This is a genomic window from Agrobacterium sp. 6Ca8, assembly GCF_055382765.1.
Genome location: NZ_AP026433.1, coordinates 1896919 through 1918978, shown reverse-complemented (window position 1 = coordinate 1918978; position 22060 = coordinate 1896919). Strand labels below are relative to the sequence as shown.

The following is a 22060-nucleotide window of genomic DNA, read 5'->3' as shown; positions in this document are numbered from 1 at the left end:
ATTTTTGTTGTCCGGCTAATAAGTATAGGAGCCTGAAAGCCTTCGGTACAGGCCGGGTTGCGACAGTTTTGAAGCAAAAACGGTCAATTTTTGTATTTGCACGAAAAAATGGCGTTAAAAAAGGCGCTTACGACCATGCGGTCTGGCGCAAAGCCTCGCCGGTGATCATCGCGGCGGACATTGCGACGTTGATGGAGCGCTGCCCCTCGACCATCGGGATGATGATTCGCTCCTGCGCCTTTTCATGCACGTGGTCCGGCACACCAGCACTTTCACGGCCGAAAAGCAGGATGTCGTCGTGGCGATAGGCGATTTTCGTATAGGGCAGGGCGGCCTTGGTGGAGGCGAGAACGAGGCGGCGGCCGGTGGTTGCGCGCCACTCCTCAAACCGGTCCCAGCTGACGTGGCGTGTCAGCGCCGCCGCTGCGATATAATCCATGCCTGCCCTTTTCAGGTTTCGGTCGGAAATATCGAAACCTGCCGGCTCGATGATATCGACGCCGAGGCCGAGACAGGCCGCCAGCCGCAGGATCGTGCCGGTATTGCCAGGAATATCCGGCTGGTAGAGGGCAATCCTGATTTCGGGTCTGATATCGCTCATGGTCTTCTCACCGCGTTTGGAATGCCGGAGCGCTTATCACGGGCGGCGGGTTTGTGACAGATGCAGCCCGAGAAGACCGTTTCGAAGAGTGCCGTATTCATTCGCGTGACACACAGTCGGGCTACCCATTAACCAACGTGTCGTCAGGCCGATCCGGCACATCCGGTTGCGTCGGATCGGCGTTGTTTCGATCCGGATTCCGCGCAGCAAAAACAGGAAGATATCATGTCCGAACGGGCGAATTTCGTCCATTTGACCGATCTGCATGTGGGCAATCCGCAGGTGCAGGACGATGATCTTTATTCCGACACCTCGGCCACGCTGGCCGATACTCTGGCGCAGATCAAGGCGCTCGGGCAGGCGCAGGACGCCACCGAGTAAGCTGTGCATCCAGGCATCACGACGGGCGGAGACCTTCGCGGGTCATCTCCGCCCGTTCGGCAGAATTGGTCGCAATCGAGAGCTTTTCTGACGCGTTCGGCATCTTTGCGGCTGGTCAACGATTAATTTTTGCGCTACAAGGCGACATCTTCAACACCAGCTAGGGAGGTTCTGATGCAAAATGACATTCGTATTCGCCTCCCGGCCCCAGTAGTGCTGCTGCTGGCCTAGGTGTTACCCCCGCGGTTCGACCGCGTTTCCCATAGTCTGATTCGTCATGTGGCTGTTGCGGCCATATCCAATACTTTTCTGTTCCGTCGTGAGCCATATTTGCGTTTGCTCACGTTTCACGATGGGGCGATTGCTTGCCGGAGCTTGGCCTATGTTTGGCTGGTTTGAAAAACGCCTTGATCCTTTTCCCTCTTCGGCGCCGTCTGTGCCGCCGAAGAAGCTTTTGCCGTTCGTGTGGCATTATGTGCAGCCCGCATGGCCGTGGCTCCTGCTGCTCGGCCTGATGTCCATGGGCATCGCCGTTGCGGAGGCCATGCTCTACAAATTCCTCGGCAGCGTCGTTGACTGGCTTTCCACGGCCAATCGCGAGACGTTTTTTGCCGATGAGGGCTGGCATCTGATGGTCATGGCTGGGCTGGTGCTCTTCCTGCTGCCACTGATGGGCGCTATCCACACCATGACGATGCACCAGACGCTTGCCGGCAATTTCGGCATGATCGCGCGCTGGAAGATGCATCGTTTCCTGCTGCGCCACTCCATGAACTTTTTTGCCAACGAATTTGCAGGCCGGGTTTCGACCAAGGTGATGCAGACGGCGCTGGCGATCCGCGAAGTGGCGCTGAAGGTGATCGACGTGTTCGTCTACGCTATCAGCTTCGTCGTCTCGATGCTGTTCATGGTTGCGGCCGCAGACTGGAGGCTGGTCATTCCGCTGCTGGTGTGGCTCGGCATCTATATGGGTATCCTCACCTATTTCGTGCCGAAGCTCGGCCGGCTCGCACAGGAGCAGGCCGATGCGCGCTCGATGATGACGGGGCGTATCGTCGACAGCTATACAAACATCTCGACGATCAAGCTGTTTTCGCATGCGGGCCGCGAGGAAAGATATGCGCGTGAGGGCATGAACGTGTTTCTCGGAACCGTTCACCGCCAGATGCGCAAGATTTCCGGCTTCAACATCCTGATCGACCTCAACAATGCGGTCGTGCTGTTTTCCACGGCCTCGCTCGGTCTTTATTTCTGGATGCAGGGTTCGGTCACGGCCGGCTCGGTTGCCATTGCCATAAGCCTTGCCATGCGCGTCAACGGCATGTCGCAATGGATCATGTGGGAAGTCACCTCGCTGTTCGAAAACATCGGCACCGTCTATGACGGCATGTCGATGATGACGAAGCCGCACGACATCGTCGATGCTCCGAAGGCGCCTCAGCTTGCGGCACCGCAGGGCGCGATCCGTTATGATAACGTCCGCTTCCACTACGGCAAGAACAAGGGCGTGATCGACGGGCTGACGCTGGATATCAAGCCTGGCGAGAAGGTCGGGTTGGTCGGGCGTTCCGGTGCGGGCAAGACGACGCTGATGAACCTGCTTCTGCGCTTCTACGATCTGGAAGCGGGCAAGATCACCATCGACGGACAGGACATCTCCAAGGTGTCGCAGGACAGCCTGCGCGAGTTGATTGGTGTGGTGACGCAGGATACTTCGCTGCTGCACCGTTCGATCCGCGACAACATCGCCTATGGCCATCCCGAGGCCACCGACGAGCAGGTGATCGCGGCGGCAAAGCGGGCGAATGCCTGGGACTTCGTGGAAACGCTTGTCGATATGCATGGCCGCCAGGGTCTCGATGCCCAGGTGGGCGAACGCGGTGTAAAGCTGTCCGGTGGCCAGCGTCAGCGTATCGCCATTGCCCGCGTGTTCCTCAAGAACGCGCCGATCCTGGTGCTTGATGAAGCGACCTCGGCGCTCGACTCGGAAGTCGAGGCGGCGATTCAGGAAAACCTGTTCTCGCTGATGGAAGGCAAGACGGTGATCGCGATCGCGCACCGCCTGTCGACGCTGACCGAAATGGACCGGCTCATCATCCTCGACAAGGGCCAGATCGTGGAATCGGGCAGCCATGCGGAACTGGCGGCGATGGGCGGTATCTATGCCGATCTATGGCGGCGCCAGTCCGGCGGCTTCATAGCCGACCACGAGGCGGAAGTGGCTGCCGAGTAAGGAGAGCTCGACGGGCGGGAAGCATGGTTTCCCGCCCTTTCGTTTGCGGTTCGCGTTTATCTATGTAGGCGAGTTAAACCTCTCCTCCGTCATACCGGCCTTGAGCCGGTTTCCAGTCACGGCGCGTCTGCGCCGTGACTGGAGTCTCCCGCGATCAAAGACTTGAATCGCGCTTTACCCCGGATCTAGTCCTTGGTGACGGAGTGAGGATGCTGCGAGTGCGCAAAATCCAGGTGGATCTATCCAGAGGCCGGTGGAACATTCTTCGCCCTTTTTCATTTCCCGAACGTTACCGAAATATAATCTCTTCCCGAACGCTCTGCGGCTGTTCCCGCTCCGGGAATCCGCCTATATCCGGATCATGGTCATTACCCGCATCTTCGAGTTTTTCGAGAACTGGATAAAGCCCTTCGCCCGAAAGGACGATTTGCGGCCGCCGGAAAAGACGTCCGGTTTCATCTGGTTCTATATCTCGCAGGCCAAGGCGCCGTTTCTTGCCATGCTGGTGCTGGGCGGGTTGACGGCTGCCATTGAGGCTGCGCTTTTCTGGTTCGTCGGGCGGCTGGTCGACATTCTCTCGACCGTCAAGCCGGAAGAGGGCTGGGCTGGACTGCTGGCAGCCCATGGCGGCGAACTCGTCGGCATGCTGGTGTTGATCGGCATCGTGCGTTTTATCGTCACCATGGTGACCGCGCTGGTGGACCAACAGATCATCACGCCCGGCTTTTACAATCTGGTGCGCTGGCAATCCTATATGCATGTGGCGCGGCAATCGCTGACTTTTTTCCAGAATGATTTTTCCGGCCGCATCGTTACCAAGGTCTGGTCGGGCGGGCAGGCGGCAGGCGATCTTGTCACCTCGCTGATGGAAAGCGTCTGGTTCGTCGGCATCTACTCCGTCTCGATGCTGCTGCTGATCGGCGGACTGGACTGGCGGCTTGCCGTCGTCGTCCTCGTCTGGGTGCTGATCTTTTCGCTGCTGGCGCGTTATTTCGTGCCGCGCATCCGCTCCCATTCGAAAGAAACGGCGGAGGCAGCCTCCATGCTTTCCGGCCGGATGGTGGATGCATACAGCAATATCCAGACGCTCAGGCTGTTCGGGCGCGACGATGCCAATGACCGCTACATGCGGCAGGGCTTCGATATCTTCCAGAACGCAACGATGACGTTCACGCGGTTCATCACCGGTGTGCGCGCCTCGATGGCGCTGCTGTCTGGTGTGATGATCACGTCGATGGCGGCGCTGTGTATCGACCTTTGGCTGTCCGGCAAGATCAGTTCCGGCGCTGTCGCCTTCACGCTGGCACTGGTTCTGCGCCTCAACTTCCTGCTCGGGCGATTGATGACGCAGTTCAACGGCATCATGCGCAATTTCGGCACGGTGCAGAATGCGGCGGAACTGATTTCGCAGCCGATCGGCCTTGTGGACGCGCCGGATGCGACAGTGCTGGACGTGAAAAGTCCAAGTATCCGCTTCGAAAACGTCAGCTTCCATTATGGGCGGGCGAACGGGGTCATCGACAATCTTAATCTCGATATCAAGGCGGGGGAGAAGGTCGGCATCGTCGGACGCTCCGGCGCGGGCAAATCCACCCTCGTCAATCTGCTGCTGCGGTTTTACGATGTCGAGAAAGGCCGCATCCTCATTGATGGGCAGGATATAGCCAAGGTCACCCAGGAATCACTGCGCGCCCATATCGGCATGGTCACGCAGGATACATCGCTGCTGCACCGTTCTATCAGAGACAACATCATGTTCGGGCGCACGGATGCCACCGAAGCGCAATTGCTGGAGGCGACGCGCCGGGCCAAGGCGGATGAGTTCATTGCACGGCTGGAAGACCAGCGCGGCCGCACGGGTTTCGACGCGCATGTCGGCGAACGCGGCGTGAAGTTGTCCGGAGGCCAGCGCCAGCGCATCGCCATTGCCCGCGTGATGCTGAAGGATGCGCCGATCCTCGTCCTCGACGAGGCGACGTCTGCGCTTGATTCGGAAGTAGAAGCGGCGATCCAGAGCAATCTGGATGAGTTGATGCAGGGCAAGACAGTGCTGGCCATCGCCCACCGTCTGTCAACAATTGCTGCTCTCGACCGGCTGATCGTCATGGATCAGGGCCGTATCGTCGAGCAGGGCAGCCATTCAGATCTCGTCTCGCAGGGCAGACTTTATTCGGAACTCTGGGCGCGACAGTCGGGCGGCTTCCTTGCTGTGGACGAGGCGGCCCAATAGGGTCTTTCGGCAGCTATTTCCCGATCATGAAATCCGCCATCAGGCCGAAATGATTGGAACCGAGGCTGTCGGGGAGACGGGTGGTTTTCAAGAGCGTGGCCGGTTCGCGGGCGAAGATATGGTCGATGGCGATGCCGAAGCGACCTGCCTTCGTCGGCCATGTGGCGGGTTCCCATGGCGCTTTCTTCAGGTCGTTGGCGGCGAGGAAGTCGCGCATGTCGGGAGCGATGCTGGCCGAATTGAAATCTCCGGCCAGAATGAGCGGCCCGGTAACGCGAAAGAGAATTTCGCTGACTTCGTCCAGCTCGTCCCGGTGATAGTCGTCGAAATAGGGTTTGGTGATGTGACCTGCGGCGAGCGTCAGCTTCGTGCCGTCGAACTCGATGCTGGCGATGGCGAAACGGTCGCGGCGCAGGTCGCTGAGGCTATGGAAACGGCCCTCCAGCAGCGGCCGCTTCGACAGGATCAAAAGATCACAGGTCGGTGTTCCCGCATAGCAGCCAAGCCTGTGGGGGTAGGTTTGCTGCAGACGCGGCAGAACCGATTCCAGCGCAGCCGCCTCGAACAGATAGACAGCATCCGCGTCTGATTCGAGAATCCTGTCGGCAATCGCATCCGCATTGGCGGCGTTATCCATCAATACGTTGAAGGACAACAGCCGGAAGGGTCTGGCGCCAGGTGCCGCATTGGCGCTTGTCGAGAATTCCATGAGCATGGCGACGGCGTGGATGGCGAGTGCAAGCGACCAGATGATGAGGAAAGCGGAAATCGCGTCACGCGTCAGCCAAAATACCAGGCATGACAGCAGGATACAGACGAAGGCGATGTGAAGCTGGAAACTGGTGACGAAGGCTAAAAGCCAGAAATCCGTCACATAACGCAGGCTGGCGATGAAAAGTACGGCAGCCACGACCGTGGAGACCATGCACGAGAGCTTCGCCGTCATCCGAATCCCTGCTTTCCAAGCTCTCCCTTGATGTCTCGTAACATGCCGCAAGGGTGGGCACAATGTTGCCCGCTTGCCGGGGCTCAGGAAAAAATGAGAAACAAATCCGCCCCTTCTGGCAGAATTACGGCAGCTTTGTGTGCTTTGCTCTTGCCAAGTCAGTCAATATTTTGCGATCAAACAGAATGACGCGGTTTCTCAAACGCCGCGAGGATGACCGAGACGGTGGGACGGAGATTGTCTTGGATCAAATCATAGCGGGAGGACTCATGCGATTTACGGCAAAAACAGCGCAGAGGATGGTGTAGCGGTGAGCGAGCACGTAACCAATCACGACGCCTCGGGTGAACCGACCCGTCGCGATTTTCTTTATCTAGTAACCGGAATGACGGGCGCCGTTGGTGCCGCCGCAGTGGCATGGCCCTTTATCGACCAGATGCGTCCAGACGCATCGACGCTGGCGCTTGCCTCCATCGAGGTGAACGTCGCGGCGGTCGAGCCGGGCATGTCGCTGACCGTGAAGTGGCGCGGCAAGCCGATTTTCATCCGTAACCGCACGGAAAAGGAAATCGGCGAAGCCAATGCGGTCGCTCTTGCCGATCTCAAGGATCCGGTGGCGCGCAACGCCAACATTGCCCCCGACGCGCAGGCGACGGACATTGACCGTTCCGCCGGTCAGGGCAAAGAAAACTGGATCGTCATGATCGGTTCCTGCACCCATCTCGGTTGCGTTCCGCTCGGCCAGGCCGGCGATTTCGGCGGTTGGTTCTGTCCCTGCCATGGCTCGCATTACGATACGGCGGGCCGCATACGTAAGGGTCCGGCGCCGCAGAACCTCGCCATCCCGACATTTGCATTCACATCCGATACTGTGATCAAGATCGGATAAGGGGACAGATATTTATGAGTGGTCATTCCAGTTATCAGCCGTCCACCGGCATCGAGAGGTGGATCGATTCGCGGCTTCCCTTGCCGCGCATGATCTATGACAGCTTCGTTGCCTATCCTGTCCCGCGTAATCTGAACTACGCCTACACATTTGGCGCGATGCTGGCTGTCATGCTGATCGTGCAGATCCTCACCGGCGTCGTGCTTGCCATGCATTACGCCGCTGAAACGACGGTTGCCTTCAATTCCGTCGAAAAGATCATGCGCGACGTCAACCACGGCTGGCTGTTGCGCTACATGCACGCCAACGGTGCATCGTTCTTCTTCATCGCGGTTTACCTGCACATCGCCCGTGGACTTTATTACGGCTCCTACAAGGCGCCACGCGAAATCCTCTGGATTCTCGGCTGTGTGATCTATCTCTTGATGATGGCGACGGGCTTCATGGGCTACGTGCTTCCCTGGGGTCAGATGTCCTTCTGGGGTGCAACTGTTATCACCGGCTTCTTCACGGCTTTCCCGGGCATAGGTGAGTGGATCCAGCAGTTCCTGCTCGGCGGCTTTGCGGTGGACAATCCGACGCTCAACCGCTTCTTCGCGCTCCACTACCTGCTTCCGTTCATGATTGCGGGTGTCGTCATCCTGCATATCTGGGCGCTGCATGTGACCGGCCAGACCAATCCGACCGGTGTGGAAGTGAAGAGCAAGACCGATACGGTGCCCTTCACGCCCTATGCGACGCTGAAGGATGCGCTCGGTGTTTCGGTGTTCCTCATCGCTTATGCGTGGTTCGTCTTCTACATGCCGAACTTCCTCGGCCACCCTGATAACTACATCATGGCGGATCCTTTGAAGACACCGGCGCATATCGTGCCCGAATGGTATTACCTGCCGTTCTACGCGATGCTGCGCGCTGTCACCGTCAACATCGGGCCGATCGATTCCAAGCTCGGTGGCGTTCTCGTCATGTTCGGCGCGATCATCGTGCTGTTCTTCCTGCCCTGGCTCGATACGTCGAAGGTTCGCTCCGCCGTCTATCGTCCCTGGTACAAGCTGTTCTTCTGGCTGTTCGTGGTCAACGCCATCATACTTGGTTGGCTGGGTTCGCGCCCTGCGGAAGGTAGCGGCCTGCTCGGCCTGCTCTTCGGAGGCGATATCAAAGGCAACTACGTCGGCTTTTCGCAGCTTGGTACGTTCTATTACTTCGGTTTCTTCCTCGTCATCATGCCGATCCTCGGTCTGGTCGAAACGCCGCGGCGTATTCCGAATTCGATTACCGAGGCCGTTCTGGAAAAGAACGCCGCCAAGAAGACTGCCGCGCCAGCGGCCGCCCAAGTCTGAGCGCGAAGGAAGGATGACGACAATGAAGAAGCTTGTAACGAGCATCGCGCTTATCGCTGCCATCGGCTGTTCCGCCGCCGCTTTTGCGGCGGAGGAGAGCCACGATCTCGCCACCAAGACCGAGCATGCGATCGCCGGCGGTCACTTCCCGGTCATCAAGCCCGAGGAGCAGAGCTGGTCTTTTGCCGGACCTTTCGGCAAATACGACAAGGGCCAGCTGCAGCGCGGCCTGAAGGTCTACAAGGAAGTCTGCTCTGCCTGCCATTCGATGAGCCTCGTTTCCTTCCGCACGCTGGGCGATCTCGGTTATTCGGAAGAGCAGGTGAAGGCCTTTGCTGCGGAATATGAAGTGCAGGACGGGCCGAACGCCGACGGCGAAATGTATAATCGCAAGGCTGTGCCTTCCGACCATTTCCCCTCGCCATTCCCGAACCACGAAGCGGCTGCTGCTGCCAATGGCGGAGCTGCACCACCGGACATGTCGCTGCTTGCCAAGGCGCGCGGCGTGGAGCGTGGCTTTCCGCAGTTCGTCATCGACATGATTCCGATCATCGGCGGTTATCAGGAAGGCGGCCCGGACTACATCCATGCGCTGCTGACCGGATACCAGGACGCGCCTGCCGGCGTTGAAGTGTCGGAAGGCACGCATTTCAACCCGTATTTCGCCAGTGCCGTGGCGCTGAAGATGGCGCCGCCGATCAGCGCCGATCAGGTGACTTACGACGACGGTGCGCCGCAGACGGTGGATCAATATTCCAAGGACGTGTCCGCTTTCCTGATGTGGGCCGCAGAACCGCATCTGGAAGCACGCAAGCGCACCGGCTTCATGGTCATGGTGTTCCTGTTCATCTTCACGGCGCTGATCTATCTCACCAAGAAATCGGTCTACGCCAACAAGGAACATTGAGCGGCTTCAAATGCCTGCAATCATTGGCCCCCATGGTCCTGCCCTGGGGGCCTTTTCATGTGTCGAAGGAGGATGAGAAATGGCGAAAGTCCGGAGCGGTGGCTGCCTGTGCGGTTCCGTCCGTTTCGAGGCCACGGGTGAACCCGGCAATCCGCACAGCTGCTCCTGCGATATCTGCCAGCGGCATTCCGGCGCTTCCAGCCTTGCCTGGGTGGAGTTTGCGAGCGATGCAGTGGTCTGGACGGGAGAGGGCGGTGCGCCCATGGTTTTCCGGTCTTCAGATTATTCCAGCCGTGCGTTTTGCGCAGTCTGCGGCAGCACGCTTGGCGCCATCGACGATGTACCGACTGTCGCCCTCGTTTCCGGCTCTTTTGACGACAGAAATGACGAGGCGCTAAGGCCTCTGTCGCATTCCTTCGCGGATGTATGCCCAGTCTGGGCGCGGATCGAGGGAATGTCGGGGCAGGAATGAGCGGCGGTCCTTTTTAGTTGGTCCGCAGCCACCAAGTTGATAGGGTGGCCCGAACCTTCTGATCCATTTCCCAATCTAACTGGAAATACCATGACCGTTATCGCTTCGGAGCTTTCCGCTGCCATCCGCTCCATTCCCGACTATCCGAAGCCGGGCATCATCTTCAGGGACATCACGACTCTGCTTGGCAATCCGCGCGCTTTCCGCCGTGCCGTGGACGAGCTTGTGCAGCCCTATGCGGGGACGAAGATCGACAAGATCGCCGGCATGGAAGCGCGTGGCTTCATTCTGGGCGGAGCGGTGGCGCACCAGCTTTCCGCCGGTTTCGTGCCTATCCGCAAGAAAGGCAAGTTGCCGCACACCACCGTGCGCGTGGCCTACAGCCTTGAATACGGCGTTGACGAGATGGAAATGCATGTGGACGCCGTGCAGCCGGGCGAAAAGGTCATTCTGGTCGACGACCTGATCGCGACCGGCGGCACCGCCGAAGGCGCGGTCAAGCTCTTGCGGCAGATGGGCGCGGAAATCGTTTCGGCCTGCTTCGTCATCGATCTGCCCGATCTCGGCGGCCGCAGGAAGCTGGAAGCCCTCGGTGTGGAAGTGCGGACACTGGTGGAGTTTTCGGGGCATTGAGGCCGGTTTCCGGCTAGGAATGTTGCGACAGGCCGGTGTTTTGTCCGGTCTTTCGTAGTGCGATCCATGTCCAGTGGACGCCCATGGCGCGATTACTCGCCTGAATGGAAGCAACTTCTACCTGTCGTATCAACGTGAACCCCAGACGGGCTGCATTGCCCGTCGTTTCCGCTGGTGAAATGGGAAAAGCACGGCGGCCTTCGGGTGCAGGGCCGTGACGCAGGGACATGATCAGCAATCCGCCCTCTGCCGTCATCTCCGAGAGGCTTTCCATGGCGGTCTGCCGTACCTCGTCATCGATATGGTGCCAGACGCCGCACAGCGTAACCAGATCGAACGGGTCGTGGCGGCGCGCTTTCATCAGATCGGGCAAACAGTCGTCAAGCCAGGTTATCTTGTGCGAGAGGTGCAATCTCTTTCCGGGTTCACGCAGTTCCTTGACCGGCTCTATCGCCAGAACATCATGGCCGCATTCAGCAAACCACGCGGCATCGCGACCGGTGCCGCTGCCAATATCCGCGACGCGGGCCGGTGAGACCGGCAACAGATCGATGACCGGTGCGTAGATTTCCCGGCAATCCAGTCCATCGAACCTGGCAATCAGGTCCGGCGTTGCCGCTTCAGCATAACCCTGTAGGATATCGTTCATTCTTGCCTTCCCGCCGCGACGCCGATTCCGAGGGTATCGCGCGCGGGCTATCTCGGCCAGCCGCTATTCGAACTCCAGAACCCCGCTCTGGAAGGTCATCACGGTTTCTCCGGACTGGTTCACGCCCTCGTTGAAGGTGGTGTTCAGCCAAACCCCGGCTCTTGATTCCAGCGGTCGGGCATCGAGCAAGGTGACGAAATAGGTCACGTCGTCTCCGGCGAAAACCGGCTTTTTCCATTTGAGTTCACGAAAGCCGGGGGAGGGGCCGAGTTTCGGCGGCTCAAGGCCAAGTTGTTTCAGCCTCTTCACTTCCTTGCCCCAATGGGAAAGGAAACATTTCATCCAGCCAGCTCCGGTGTGCCAACCGGAAGCGCAGAGCGCGCCGAAGACGCTGTTTTTCGCCGCTTCGGCATCGAGATGAAAGGGCTGCGGATCGAAATCGCGGGCGAAACGGACAATGTCTTCGGCGGAAAAATGCAATGTGTCGAGGGTGACCCGTTCGCCGATCGGGGAAAGTTCTGCCAGTCTCATGCCGCAAGGCCTCCGTCCGCACGCATCAGAAACATCACGGTGTTTTCGCCGTGCGATACCAGAACGCCGCGCTGGTTATAAAGCTCATGGCGAAACTTCACGAGGCCGATGCCGGGGCGTGAGCTGGAGGTGCGCTGTTCCAGAACAATGGATTTTCCCGAAAGCGTATCGCCAGCCAGAACCGGCTTTTTCCAGTCGACATAATCGATGCCGGGGCTGCCTTGCGATGTCGAATCGCTGATATAGCTCTCCGCCATCATTCGCATCAGCAGGGCGCAGGTGTGCCAGCCGGATGCCGCCAGCCCGCCGAGAATGCTCTGGCGGCCAGCCTCTTCGGATAGATGCATGGGCTGGGGGTCGAACTCGCTGGCGAATTCGATGATTTGTGCTGCAGAAATCGATTGCGGTCCCAGGGGAAATTCCCGTCCAACGGAAAAATCCTCATAGGCATATGTCGCGACCGGCGCCATGGCTTCCTCCCTTGCCTAGTCGATGTCACCGGCATCTAAAATGATTTTTCCCTTTACGTAAAGGTCAAATCGAGAGTGCGTTTGCGGCATAGGGAGATGCTGTTGAGAGAGCGAGTGCGGCATGCTGCCTTCTCCCAGTGGAGGAGAAGGTCGCGATAGCGGAATGAGGGGCAAGGGTCGTGAGATTCGCCAGCCTTGCCTCCTCATCCGATCCTCCGGGCTATCTTCCCCCGCCGGGAGAAGAAACAAGCCACAGGTCTGTGTCACTTCGGTCAGCGCGTCAAAAGACGCGATGTGACCGCCGCCGCGCTCAAGACCAGATCAGGTATTAAAGCGGAAGTGGATGACGTCGCCGTCCTGGACGACATATTCCTTGCCTTCGTCGCGTCCCTTGCCGGCTTCCTTGGCACCAACTTCGCCCTTGTAGGCGATGTAGTCGTCATAGGCGATGGTAAAGGCGCGGATGAAGCCACGTTCGAAATCGGTATGGATGACGCCGGCGGCAGCGGGCGCTTTGGTGCCGCGCACGATCGTCCAGGCGCGCGTTTCCTTCGGGCCGACGGTGAAATAGGTGATGAGGTCGAGCAGGTGATAGCCGGCGCGGATCAACCGGTCGAGACCGGCTTCGGTGAGCCCGAGGGCCGAGAGGAATTCTTCGGCTTCATCGGCCGGAAGCTGCGCGACTTCGGCCTCGATCGCCGCCGAGATGATCACGCATTCGGCGCCCTGTTGCTTTGCCATCTCCGCGACAGCCGCGGTGTGCTCGTTGCCGGTGGATGCCTCGGCTTCCGAGACGTTGCAGACATAAAGCACCGGGTGCGACGTCAGGAGATTGAGGCCCTTGAGGATTTCGATTTCCTCGTCCGCCAGTGTCTTCAAAAGCAGACGTGCCGGTTTTCCGTCGTTTAGCAGAGCAATTACGGCTTCCATCACCGGCAGTTGGGCCAATGATTCCTTGTCCTTGCTGGTGGCGCGCTTGCGCGTCTGCTCGACACGGCGTTCCAGGCTTTCGAGGTCGGCGAGCATCAGTTCCGTCTCGATCGTGTCGGCATCGCCAACCGGATTGATGCGGCCTTCCACATGGGTGATGTCGTCGTCCTCGAAGCAGCGCAGTACATGCACGACGGCATCGACTTCGCGGATATTGGCGAGGAACTTGTTGCCGAGACCTTCACCCTTCGATGCGCCGCGCACCAGGCCGGCAATGTCCACGAAGGAAATGCGGGTCGGAATGATTTCCTTCGATCCGGCAATGGCCGCAAGCTGCTGCATGCGGGGGTCCGGCACGGCAACTTCGCCAGTGTTGGGCTCGATGGTGCAGAAGGGATAGTTGGCGGCCTGCGCGGCCGCCGTTTTCGTCAGCGCGTTGAAGAGGGTGGACTTGCCGACATTCGGCAGCCCGACGATACCGCATTTGAAGCCCATGGCTTGAAACCTGTCCGTTTGAAAGAATTCGTTGAGGAGCCTTTTGCGGAAAGGGCAGGGCAAGGTCAAGCCCGGGGGCCGATTTGGGCGGGCAAAGCCCCGCGAATGGCGCGGAATTCTGCGCAAGTTTGAGGCCGGGGTTGTCGATGCTGCGGTTGCGGCGCAATATGCGCCGGTCGAGCAACCGATCTTTCGTCATCAACGGGGATTTTCCCCATGGGCTACAATTGAGTGACAATCACGGGCGACAATGATGAGTGACAGTCCTGTTGATCTCAAACCGAAACCGAAAGTCAAACCGAAGCTGGAGCGGCCTAAGCTCTACAAGGTCATTCTGCTGAATGACGACTATACGCCGCGCGACTTCGTCACCCTGGTGTTGAAGGTCGTCTTCCACATGGGCGAGGACACCGGCCACCGGGTGATGATGACGGCGCATCGCTTCGGGAGCGCGGTCGTCGTTGTCTGCGAGCGCGACATTGCCGAGACCAAGGCCAAGGAGGCGAACGATCTTGGCAAGGAGGCCGGGTTTCCGCTGATGTTCACCACCGAGCCGGAGGAGTGACGGCTTTATGCTCAATCCCGCCGGATCTGAAAACCCGTCTTGTTCTGAATGAAACCGCAGCTTTCGTAGAAGGCATGTACCTCAGGACGCTGCCGGCCGGTCAGCAGCATCACCTTGTAGCAATTTGCGGCAAAGGCGGTCTCGATGGCGTGGCGCACGACTGCGCGGCCATATCCCCGGCCGCGACGGCTTTCCAGCGTCACCACATTTTCGATGAAGGCATAGGGACGGGTAGCGCGCGTCAGGTTCGGGATGACGAGAAGCGTGGCGGTTGCAACGGGTTCCTGCTCTTCCATGGCAAAGAACACGGTGAGGCCGGGTTGGCCGAGCATGGCGGCGAAAACCGTGCTTGCCTCTTGCGCCGTCAGTTGCGGGTCGGAAGGGTTCAGCGCCTGGTAAAGTTCGAGCAGTTTCGGCAGATCGTCCGGGCCAGCTTCGCGAAGGCTCATGGTCTCTGAAGACATCTGCGCTCAATCCTTCTTGCCGAACATCCGCTTCAGCATCTCTGCCATCGGCCCGGTTTCCGGCAGTTTTTTCGGTTGGGCGTTGTTGCGCGCCTGATGGATGTGGGATTGCGCGGCGGGCTTGGCCGCCTTGGCCGGTTTTTCCGTTTCCGGCTTGCTGCCGGTGGCAAGCGCCAGCTTGTTCATCAGCTGCGAATCCTCTGATTTCACCAGCATGGCGGCATTGTCGGCAATGGCGTCCAGCAGCGGATCGAGCCAGACCCGGTCGGTCTTGGCGAAATCACCGAGAACGTGGCCATGCACCCGCTCCTTGTCGCCGGGATGGCCGATGCCGAGACGCAGGCGGCGGTATTCCTTGCCGCAATGGGCGTCGATCGATTTCAGGCCATTATGGCCGCCATGGCCGCCGCCGGTCTTGATGCGCGCGCGGCCTGCAAGCAAATCGAGTTCATCATGGATGACGATAATGTCTGCCGGTGCAAGCTTGAAGAAACGCATGGCCTCGCCGACGGATTCACCCGACAGGTTCATGTAGGTGAGGGGCTTCATCAGCAGAACTTTCTCACCGCCTATTTCGCCTTCGGAAATCTCCGCCTTGAATTTCCGCGCCCAGGGCGAGAAGGAAGGCAGGCGCTGCAGCGCATCCACGGCCATGAAGCCGATGTTGTGACGGTTTCCCGCATATTGGGCGCCGGGGTTACCAAGGCCTGCGATGATCTTCATGGGGCATGTCCGCTTTTTTGCCTGACGATGCTGTTGTCACCACCCCGAAATGTTCCGGCTGTCAATCTTTTTATGGATTTTTTGGATGTGGCGAGCGGGCGCTCAAGGGCTGACGAGTTTGTAGCGGTCGAATATGCTCTGTTGCGTTCCATCGGCGATCAGTCTGTCCAGGCGCGCCTGCAATTTTGCAATGACCTCGTCTGGAACGCTTTTGTTGCATGCAAGACCCAGCTGTTGCCGCGCCAGCGTTATCACTTCCCTGAACGTGCCTGGGGGTTGGCTTTTGAAAGTGCTTTCCGACATGGGCATCAGGTCGATGCGGCCTGCGTTCAGCTTGTGAAGCGTGATCTGGAAATCAGCACCGACATCCACATGCTCGAAACCGAGGTTGCCAAGAAGGACCTCGGTGTAGTCGCCACGCTGGGTGCCGACCCGGTATTTCCTCGCGTCTTCCAGACTGGAGACGTTGATATCCGCATTCTGGCGCGCCACGAGGATGTTGCGGTCGCTATGGATCGGCGAGACCCATTTGAATAGTTTTTCCCGTTCGGACGTTCTCGCCGTGGCAAAGACGCAATGCATGGCCTTCGTTGTGGCCAATGCGATTGCCCGCGCCCAGGGCATGACGGCAACCTCGTAATCGGTGCCGGTATCCTCAAGTACGATCCTGAGCTGGTCGATATAAACGCCCGCCACGCTGCCGTCGTCGTTTTGCAGATTATAAGGCGGGTAAACCTCGGTGGTCAGGAAAAGCTTGGCTGCGCTGGCCGGGCCGGCAAGAGCAAGAAAGATCAGACAAAAGCGGATCAATCCCATGGCTGCTCCCACCCGTTTACGCCTGTCGCGCCGCGGCGCGGTCTGCGCCGTTATCCGCATTCAATGCAGCTATCAGCCGTTCGATGGGCTGCGGTCGCGCAAAATAATAGCCCTGTCCGTAATCCGCGCCTATCACTGTCAGAAGCTCCTTCTGCTCTTCCGTCTCGACGCCTTCGGCGATGACGGAGCAATTCATCTTGTGTGAGATTGCGGCGATACCCTCGACCAGCATGCGGCTGCGCTGCCTTATCTCCACCGTGTCGTCGCAGATCGAGCGCGTGAAGGACTGATCGATCTTGACGATGTCGACCGGAAAGCGGCTGAGATAGCTCAGCGACGAATAACCCGTGCCGAAATCGTCCAGCGCGATGCGGCAGCCCAGCTGGTGAATGGCATTGAGGATCGCCCGGATTTGCGGATCGTCCTTCATGATGACCGCCTCGGTTATCTCAATAATCAGCCGTTTGGGAAGAATGCCGTAGCGGTGAAGGACGCCGGCGATACGGGTCGGCAATCCCGGTTCGAACTGCAGCGGCGAAAAATTCACCGCCACATAGGATTGCTCCATGCCGGGCAGGTGCGACAGTCTGGCCAGATTGGCGATTGACTGGTCGAGGATGACATTGCCGATGCGATGGATGGTGCCGTTTTCTTCCGCAAGGCTGATGATCGTGGCGGGAGAAAGCAATCCCTTTTCCGGATGGTTGAGACGCAACAGCGCCTCGAAACCCGCCGTCTGGCCCGTTGCAAGATCTTGAATCGGCTGGAAATAAGCCTCGAACCAATTGTCGGAAAGCGCCTGCGCGATATCCCGTTCCAGTTCCGCATGTTCGCGCGCCCGGTCCATGATCGAGCTGTCGAAGATCTGCGAGCCGTTCTTGCCCGTTCTCTTGCGGGTATACATGGCCATGTCGGCATTCTGCAAAAGTTCGGACGCGCTTGCGGCATGCAGCGGGTAGATCGCCATGCCGATGCTGGCGCTGAGACGGATGCTGTTGCCTTCGATCTCGAAGGGCGTGTCCAGCATGGTGCAAATCCGCTCGCAGAACAGCTGGGCGCGCTCCTCCACCTTGTCGCCGGCAAGCAGGATGGCGAATTCGTCGCCGCCCAGACGCGATGCGCTGTCCAGCGGTGTCAGCAGTGGTTCGATTTTCAGCGTGAATTCCCGCAGAACCGCATCGCCCGCCGCATGGCCGAGATTGTCGTTGATGGCCTTGAACCGGTCGAGGTCTATGAAAAGGCATGCCAGTTCGCTGCCGTTCCTGTCTGCGTCACGGATCTGCACGTCGAGAATGGCCTCGAAACCCTGGCGATTGAAGAGGCCGGTCAAATGGTCGGAAATAGCCTGCTGGCGGTTGCGCTTTTCCGACTGGCGCAACTCCGTCACGTCAGTCATGACGCAGAGATATGTGCCCTGATGTGCGTTGCCGGAATTAAGGGCTTTTTCAAGGATGAGGGCGTCCATAACGCTGCCATCCATGCAATGAAAACGCACCGTGATACCCGCATGTGCGGCGTCGGGCGAATGTTGCGCCGCCTTGCGCTGCAGGAAAAGGGACCGGTCATCCGGGTGGATGAGGTCGGCGAAATTCAGGCCGAGTATTCTGGCCCGATCATAACCGGTCGCCTGCACCCAATAGTCGCTGACCGCGGCAATCCGGTCGTATCTGTCAAGCGAGAACAGCATGGCGGGTGTGCGATTGTAGATTTCCGTCTTCCGCTCATGGGCATGCTTGATTTCCAGCTCTTCCTTTTCAAGCTGGGTCTGCATTTCGTTGAAGCTTTTTGCCAGCCTGCCGATCTCGTCCTTCGAGCGCCAGTCGACATGGTGGCGGGAGCCGACGCGGCGTGTCGCTTCTATCGCTGCCGCCAGCCGCATCAGCGGGCGGATGACCATGAAGCGGTTGCCGGCGATGGCCGCAAGAACGGTGGTGAGAATGGCGAGAATGAAAATTGTGATGAACGCCAGTTCGGTGCGGCTGAGAGAGGTCAGAAGACCGATATCGTCGTAATAGACTGTCAGTTGCCCGACGGTGACGACACCGTTTGTGGTTTTGTAGGTCACTTCGCGGGTCGTGGAGGCTGCATCCTGAATGATGTCGCTGCCGGCCGTCTGGATGATGTCTAGCTGGCCAGAGGTATCCTTGACCTCTACCATGCGGATTACGGGGTCGGAGACGAGGGTGCCGGTAATCTGATTTATGGTGTCGTCGTCGAGATCCCATAGCGGGCGGGCAAGCGCCTGCGCATTGGTTGACAGCAGGATCTCAAGGTGATTGCGCTGGCTACGGATAGCCTCGTGATAGGAGAGGGTCAGCAAAAGGGTGAAAAGCGGGGCGACCACTGTGAGAAGTGCACCGGAAACAATCGCGATAAAGCGACTTTCGACGGAATGAGCCATGTTCTATTGCAGTACCCTCTACCCCAGATAACTGCGCCCCGTTTCCGCCCCGTCCGGAGAGACATCCTTGAGGTTTTCGGCAACGGCCTTGTATCCTCACTGTATTTCTTCAACCCGTCCGGTGTTTTCACGATAACGCAATGGGCATCGTTTCATGGAATTGTTAATTCACGCTGAAACGGGACCGGCATCCTGCACGCGGCGAGAGGTTTTTGCTTTTAAAGTTCATAAAAACTAAAAGGCCCGTTCCGAAAAACGGAACGGGCCTTTTAGCTCAAATCTGTCTGGCCTTATGGCCGCAGATTATTATTCAGAAGCTTCGCCGGCTTCTTCTTCTTCTTCAGCAACGCCGCCAGCCGGAGCAACGATCGTTGCGATCGTGAAGTCACGGTCGGCGATTACAGGCGAGATGTTCTTCGGCAGCTTCACATTCGAAATGTGAACGCTGTCGCCGATCTTTAGACCGGAGAGATCAACCGTGATGAATTCCGGAATGTCGTTGGCCGGGCAGTGGAATTCCACCGTGTGGCGAACGATGTTCAGAACGCCGCCGATCTTGATTTCCGACTTTTCTTCGTTTTCGAAGTGAACCGGAACTTCAACGTTGACGAGCGTGTTGCCCGAAACGCGCAGGAAGTCGACGTGCATGGTGAAGTCGCGGACCGGATCAAGCTGGTAGTCCTTCGGCAGGACCTTGATCTTCTTGCCGTCGACGTCGATTACCGCCACAGTCGTCATGAAGCCGCCAGCGTGGATACGCTTGGTTACTTCGTTGGTCGACAGAGCGATGGAAATGGGGGCCTGCTTGTCACCATAGATGACAGCGGGAATCAAACCGTTGCGGCGAAGTTCACGAGAGGACCCCTTACCAACTCGTTCGCGCGCCTCGGCCTTGAGCTCATACGATTCTTTGCTCATGGCAATTCCTTTCGAGGTTATATGGAGAGTTCATGCCCGCAGGCGCTGAACTGGAGAGGCTAAAAGCCATCTCGCCCGCGTTGCCTCCAAGGGTGTCTACACGGGTGCGGGCGCTATAATACAAACGGAAGACAAAGACAAGAGCGGCCGTTTTCCACGGATGCTATGCTGTGATTTTATTAGACTTGTCTAATTCACTCGTGCATTGCAACTTTTAATATATGCTTATCCATTCATATAAACCGGCTGCAAACTTGGCAAGTGATAAGGCTGCCTGGAATTCCAATTGCGTAGATGACAATGCTTAAAGTTCTCCAGTGCCTTACCGTCGATCATGACTTCCGATACACCACAGCAGCGGTCCTCGTCTGCATGCTGGGAAGCTTCGTCACGATGCGTCTTTTCTCGAGGGCGCGTCAGGCGAGGGGTTGGCAAAAGGTCAACTGGCTGTTTCTGGCTGGTGTCAATGGTGGGTCGGCGATATGGACCACCCATTTCGTGGCGATGCTGGGTTATGTCGCTGCCGGGGAGGTGGGGTACGATCCCTATCTGACCGGGCTTTCGCTTCTCATCGCCATTGCCACAACGACAACCGGCTTTGCCATTTCCGCCTATGGCGGACGCACAGCGCTGGTGGAAGCGGGTGGTGCGACAGTCGGTCTCGGTATTGCGGCCATGCATTATACCGGCATGGCTGCCTATCAGATCCAGGGTATGATTTTCTGGAACCAGACCTACGTCATCGCTTCGCTGGTGCTCGGGGCTGTATTCGGCGCGCTCGCGGTCAATCGCATCGCGCGCCCAGTCAACCGGTTTTGCCAATATAGCTCTGTTGCGTTCCTCATCCTGGCCATCGCCTCCATGCATTACACCGGCATGGCCTCGATGTTGTTCGAGTTCGATCCGCGCATCGTCATTTCGGAAAGTCTGCTGCCGCCCGCCATCATGGGTGGGGGCGCCATCGCCGTGACGCTTCTCCTGCTGGCGCTCGGGCTTTCCACCTATGTCATCGACGCCCAGTCCACCCAGCAGGCGGTCGCCCGCTATCGTCATCTTTCGTTGCACGATCCGCTGACGGGCATTCCGAACCGCGCGGCATTTATCGAACATCTCAACCGCCGCACGCGCCATCTCTCCATGGGCGCACACACGGCGCTTTTGTCCATCGATCTCAACCGCTTCAAGGAAATCAACGACGTTCACGGCCATGCGGCGGGCGATGCCGTGCTGCGCGCCATTGCCGACCGCGCAAGTTCCGTTCTGAAAGCCGGGGAGTTTCTGGCGCGTATGGGCGGGGATGAATTCGTGGCGATGACCCATTCCTATTACACCCGCGCCGATGGTGCGGAATTCGCCCAGCGGCTGATCGAGCAGATCAGCAGGCCGGTCGAATGGAACGGGCAGACATTTTCGGTCGGCGCGAGTGTGGGCATATCGGTGCGCAATACCGGCGCCATCGACGCCGACACGCTGATGGCGCAGGCCGATGTCGCCATGTATAGGGCAAAAGGCGGGAATTCCGACACGATCTGCTTTTACGACAAATCCATGGATGAAGCCGCACGCGAACGCAACGCGCTTGCCGTGGCCATGCGCAGCGGTCTCGCCAACAGCGAGTTCGAGCTTTATTACCAGCAGCAGAATGATACCAAGAGCGGCAGCATCGTCGGTTTCGAGGCACTGTTGCGCTGGAAACATCCGGAACGCGGTATGATCTCGCCCGTCGAATTCATTCCGATCGCGGAGCAGACCGGCTTTATCGTCGAATTGGGCGAATGGGTTCTGCGCGAAGCCTGCGCGCAGGCGGCTCTCTGGAAAAAATCGCTTTCCATCGCCGTCAATGTCGCCCCGCAGCAGCTTGCGGACAATGATTTCCCCGAGAAGGTCGAGAAGATTCTTAGGGAGACGGCGCTTGCGCCTGAGAGGCTTGAGCTTGAAATCACCGAAGGCAGCATCATCGCCGACCACCGCCACGCGTTGATCACGATCCGCAAACTCAAGGCGCTCGGCGTCAAGATCGCCATGGACGATTACGGCACGGGCTATTCCTCCCTCTCGACCCTGCAGAGCTTTCCCTTCGACAAGATCAAGATCGACCGGGCCTTTATCGATGGCCTGTCGACCAATGTTCAGTCGGAGGCGATCGTTCGCTCCACGCTCATTCTGGCGCATAGCCTCAATATTCCGGTGCTTGCGGAAGGTGTCGAGACCAAAGCCCATATCGAGTTCCTTCGCCGCGAAGGCTGCCTGCAGGTGCAGGGCTTCTTCTTCGGCAGGCCCGGTCCCTTGACCTCCATCGCCAATCTCGTCGACGACACGTTCCTCTCGACGGAGGACGAGCCGGAGGTCACCACCACCGGCCAACGCTATTTCAAGGCGGTATGATATCAGGCGCAGCCCGCGGTTGCGCTGACGGATGCGGGTCGCAAAGTTTTTAGTTGAAACGTGAACGCTTCCAGCGCACCA

21 protein-coding genes are annotated in these 22060 nt (G+C 58.5%); 10 read left to right on the top strand and 11 right to left on the bottom strand.

Translation table 11 applies throughout. The features are described 5' to 3' along the window. Nucleotides 1-127 precede the first annotated feature (127 nt). Complete coding sequence (locus ACZ5A6_RS09585; protein WP_003513525.1) at nt 128-601, bottom strand: tRNA (cytidine(34)-2'-O)-methyltransferase; 474 nt, start codon at nt 599-601, stop codon at nt 128-130. A gap of 225 nt (nt 602-826) precedes the next feature. Here ACZ5A6_RS09585 and ACZ5A6_RS09580 point away from each other — a divergent pair, with 225 nt between their 5' ends. From ACZ5A6_RS09580 to ACZ5A6_RS09570, 3 genes are all read left to right on the top strand, one after another. Beyond that, entirely contained in the window at nt 827-982 is a 156-nt protein-coding gene (locus ACZ5A6_RS09580; protein ID WP_162993579.1) for a hypothetical protein, read from the top strand. A 382-nt stretch (nt 983-1364) separates the two neighbouring features. Next, nucleotides 1365-3215, top strand: coding sequence for an ABC transporter ATP-binding protein (locus ACZ5A6_RS09575; RefSeq protein WP_174061039.1), 1851 nt, complete (start codon nt 1365-1367; stop codon nt 3213-3215). 253 nt (nt 3216-3468) lie between these two features. Then, nucleotides 3469-5445 carry an ABC transporter ATP-binding protein gene (locus tag ACZ5A6_RS09570; protein WP_003513518.1) on the top strand — a complete coding sequence of 659 codons (1977 nt, stop codon included), beginning with the start codon at nt 3469-3471 and terminating at the stop codon, nt 5443-5445. A gap of 13 nt (nt 5446-5458) precedes the next feature. Here ACZ5A6_RS09570 and ACZ5A6_RS09565 read toward each other — a convergent pair whose 3' ends face one another. Continuing rightward, nucleotides 5459-6391 (bottom strand): endonuclease/exonuclease/phosphatase family protein, encoded by a 933-nt coding sequence (locus ACZ5A6_RS09565; protein WP_003513516.1) that lies wholly within the window; start codon nt 6389-6391, stop codon nt 5459-5461. A 310-nt stretch (nt 6392-6701) separates the two neighbouring features. On the opposite strand from ACZ5A6_RS09565, the gene petA reads away from it, so the two are divergent. From petA to ACZ5A6_RS09540, 5 genes are all read left to right on the top strand, one after another. Then, entirely contained in the window at nt 6702-7280 is a 579-nt protein-coding gene (gene petA, locus ACZ5A6_RS09560; RefSeq protein ID WP_003513514.1) for a ubiquinol-cytochrome c reductase iron-sulfur subunit, read from the top strand. 14 nt (nt 7281-7294) lie between these two features. Then, nucleotides 7295-8620, top strand: a complete 1326-nt coding sequence (locus ACZ5A6_RS09555) for a cytochrome b (RefSeq protein ID WP_003513512.1) — start codon at nt 7295-7297, stop codon at nt 8618-8620. 22 nt (nt 8621-8642) lie between these two features. Further along, entirely contained in the window at nt 8643-9527 is an 885-nt protein-coding gene (locus ACZ5A6_RS09550; RefSeq protein ID WP_003513510.1) for a cytochrome c1, read from the top strand. A gap of 79 nt (nt 9528-9606) precedes the next feature. Then, nucleotides 9607-9999, top strand: coding sequence for a GFA family protein (locus tag ACZ5A6_RS09545; protein ID WP_025594158.1), 393 nt, complete (start codon nt 9607-9609; stop codon nt 9997-9999). 90 nt (nt 10000-10089) lie between these two features. Then, on the top strand, nt 10090-10632 hold the full coding sequence (locus ACZ5A6_RS09540) for an adenine phosphoribosyltransferase (RefSeq protein ID WP_013636601.1): 543 nt from the start codon (nt 10090-10092) through the stop codon (nt 10630-10632). 13 nt (nt 10633-10645) lie between these two features. Here ACZ5A6_RS09540 and ACZ5A6_RS09535 read toward each other — a convergent pair whose 3' ends face one another. The 4 genes from ACZ5A6_RS09535 to ychF all read right to left on the bottom strand — a co-directional run bounded on the left by ACZ5A6_RS09535 (nt 10646) and on the right by ychF (nt 13707). After that, nucleotides 10646-11281 (bottom strand): class I SAM-dependent methyltransferase, encoded by a 636-nt coding sequence (locus ACZ5A6_RS09535; RefSeq protein WP_013636600.1) that lies wholly within the window; start codon nt 11279-11281, stop codon nt 10646-10648. Between the two features lie 63 nt (nt 11282-11344). Then, nucleotides 11345-11812, bottom strand: a complete 468-nt coding sequence (locus tag ACZ5A6_RS09530) for a MaoC family dehydratase (protein WP_003513502.1) — start codon at nt 11810-11812, stop codon at nt 11345-11347. Then, nucleotides 11809-12282 (bottom strand): MaoC family dehydratase, encoded by a 474-nt coding sequence (locus ACZ5A6_RS09525; RefSeq protein WP_003513500.1) that lies wholly within the window; start codon nt 12280-12282, stop codon nt 11809-11811. The genes ACZ5A6_RS09530 and ACZ5A6_RS09525 overlap by 4 nt, the downstream gene beginning before the upstream one ends. A gap of 321 nt (nt 12283-12603) precedes the next feature. Further along, nucleotides 12604-13707 carry a redox-regulated ATPase YchF gene (gene ychF / locus ACZ5A6_RS09520; protein WP_113291204.1) on the bottom strand — a complete coding sequence of 368 codons (1104 nt, stop codon included), beginning with the start codon at nt 13705-13707 and terminating at the stop codon, nt 12604-12606. A gap of 253 nt (nt 13708-13960) precedes the next feature. On the opposite strand from ychF, the gene clpS reads away from it, so the two are divergent. Then, nucleotides 13961-14272 (top strand): ATP-dependent Clp protease adapter ClpS, encoded by a 312-nt coding sequence (gene clpS, locus ACZ5A6_RS09515; RefSeq protein ID WP_003513495.1) that lies wholly within the window; start codon nt 13961-13963, stop codon nt 14270-14272. Between the two features lie 11 nt (nt 14273-14283). Here the strand turns inward: clpS and ACZ5A6_RS09510 are convergent, their stop codons facing one another. The 5 genes from ACZ5A6_RS09510 to ACZ5A6_RS09490 all read right to left on the bottom strand — a co-directional run bounded on the left by ACZ5A6_RS09510 (nt 14284) and on the right by ACZ5A6_RS09490 (nt 19594). After that, nucleotides 14284-14736 (bottom strand): GNAT family N-acetyltransferase, encoded by a 453-nt coding sequence (locus tag ACZ5A6_RS09510; RefSeq protein ID WP_113472935.1) that lies wholly within the window; start codon nt 14734-14736, stop codon nt 14284-14286. Between the two features lie 6 nt (nt 14737-14742). Next, nucleotides 14743-15459, bottom strand: coding sequence for an aminoacyl-tRNA hydrolase (pth, locus tag ACZ5A6_RS09505; protein ID WP_003513491.1), 717 nt, complete (start codon nt 15457-15459; stop codon nt 14743-14745). Nucleotides 15460-15561: 102 nt separating this feature from the next. Next, on the bottom strand, nt 15562-16275 hold the full coding sequence (locus ACZ5A6_RS09500; RefSeq protein WP_111798773.1) for a substrate-binding periplasmic protein: 714 nt from the start codon (nt 16273-16275) through the stop codon (nt 15562-15564). Nucleotides 16276-16291: 16 nt separating this feature from the next. Next, the gene (locus tag ACZ5A6_RS09495; RefSeq protein WP_174061040.1) at nt 16292-18676 is read right to left on the bottom strand and encodes an EAL domain-containing protein; all 2385 of its coding nucleotides are present in this window, start codon (nt 18674-18676) and stop codon (nt 16292-16294) included. 306 nt (nt 18677-18982) lie between these two features. After that, the gene (locus ACZ5A6_RS09490; protein ID WP_013636594.1) at nt 18983-19594 is read right to left on the bottom strand and encodes a 50S ribosomal protein L25/general stress protein Ctc; all 612 of its coding nucleotides are present in this window, start codon (nt 19592-19594) and stop codon (nt 18983-18985) included. A 300-nt stretch (nt 19595-19894) separates the two neighbouring features. On the opposite strand from ACZ5A6_RS09490, the gene ACZ5A6_RS09485 reads away from it, so the two are divergent. Then, entirely contained in the window at nt 19895-21979 is a 2085-nt protein-coding gene (locus ACZ5A6_RS09485) for a putative bifunctional diguanylate cyclase/phosphodiesterase (RefSeq protein ID WP_026330768.1), read from the top strand. Nucleotides 21980-22060 lie beyond the last annotated feature (81 nt).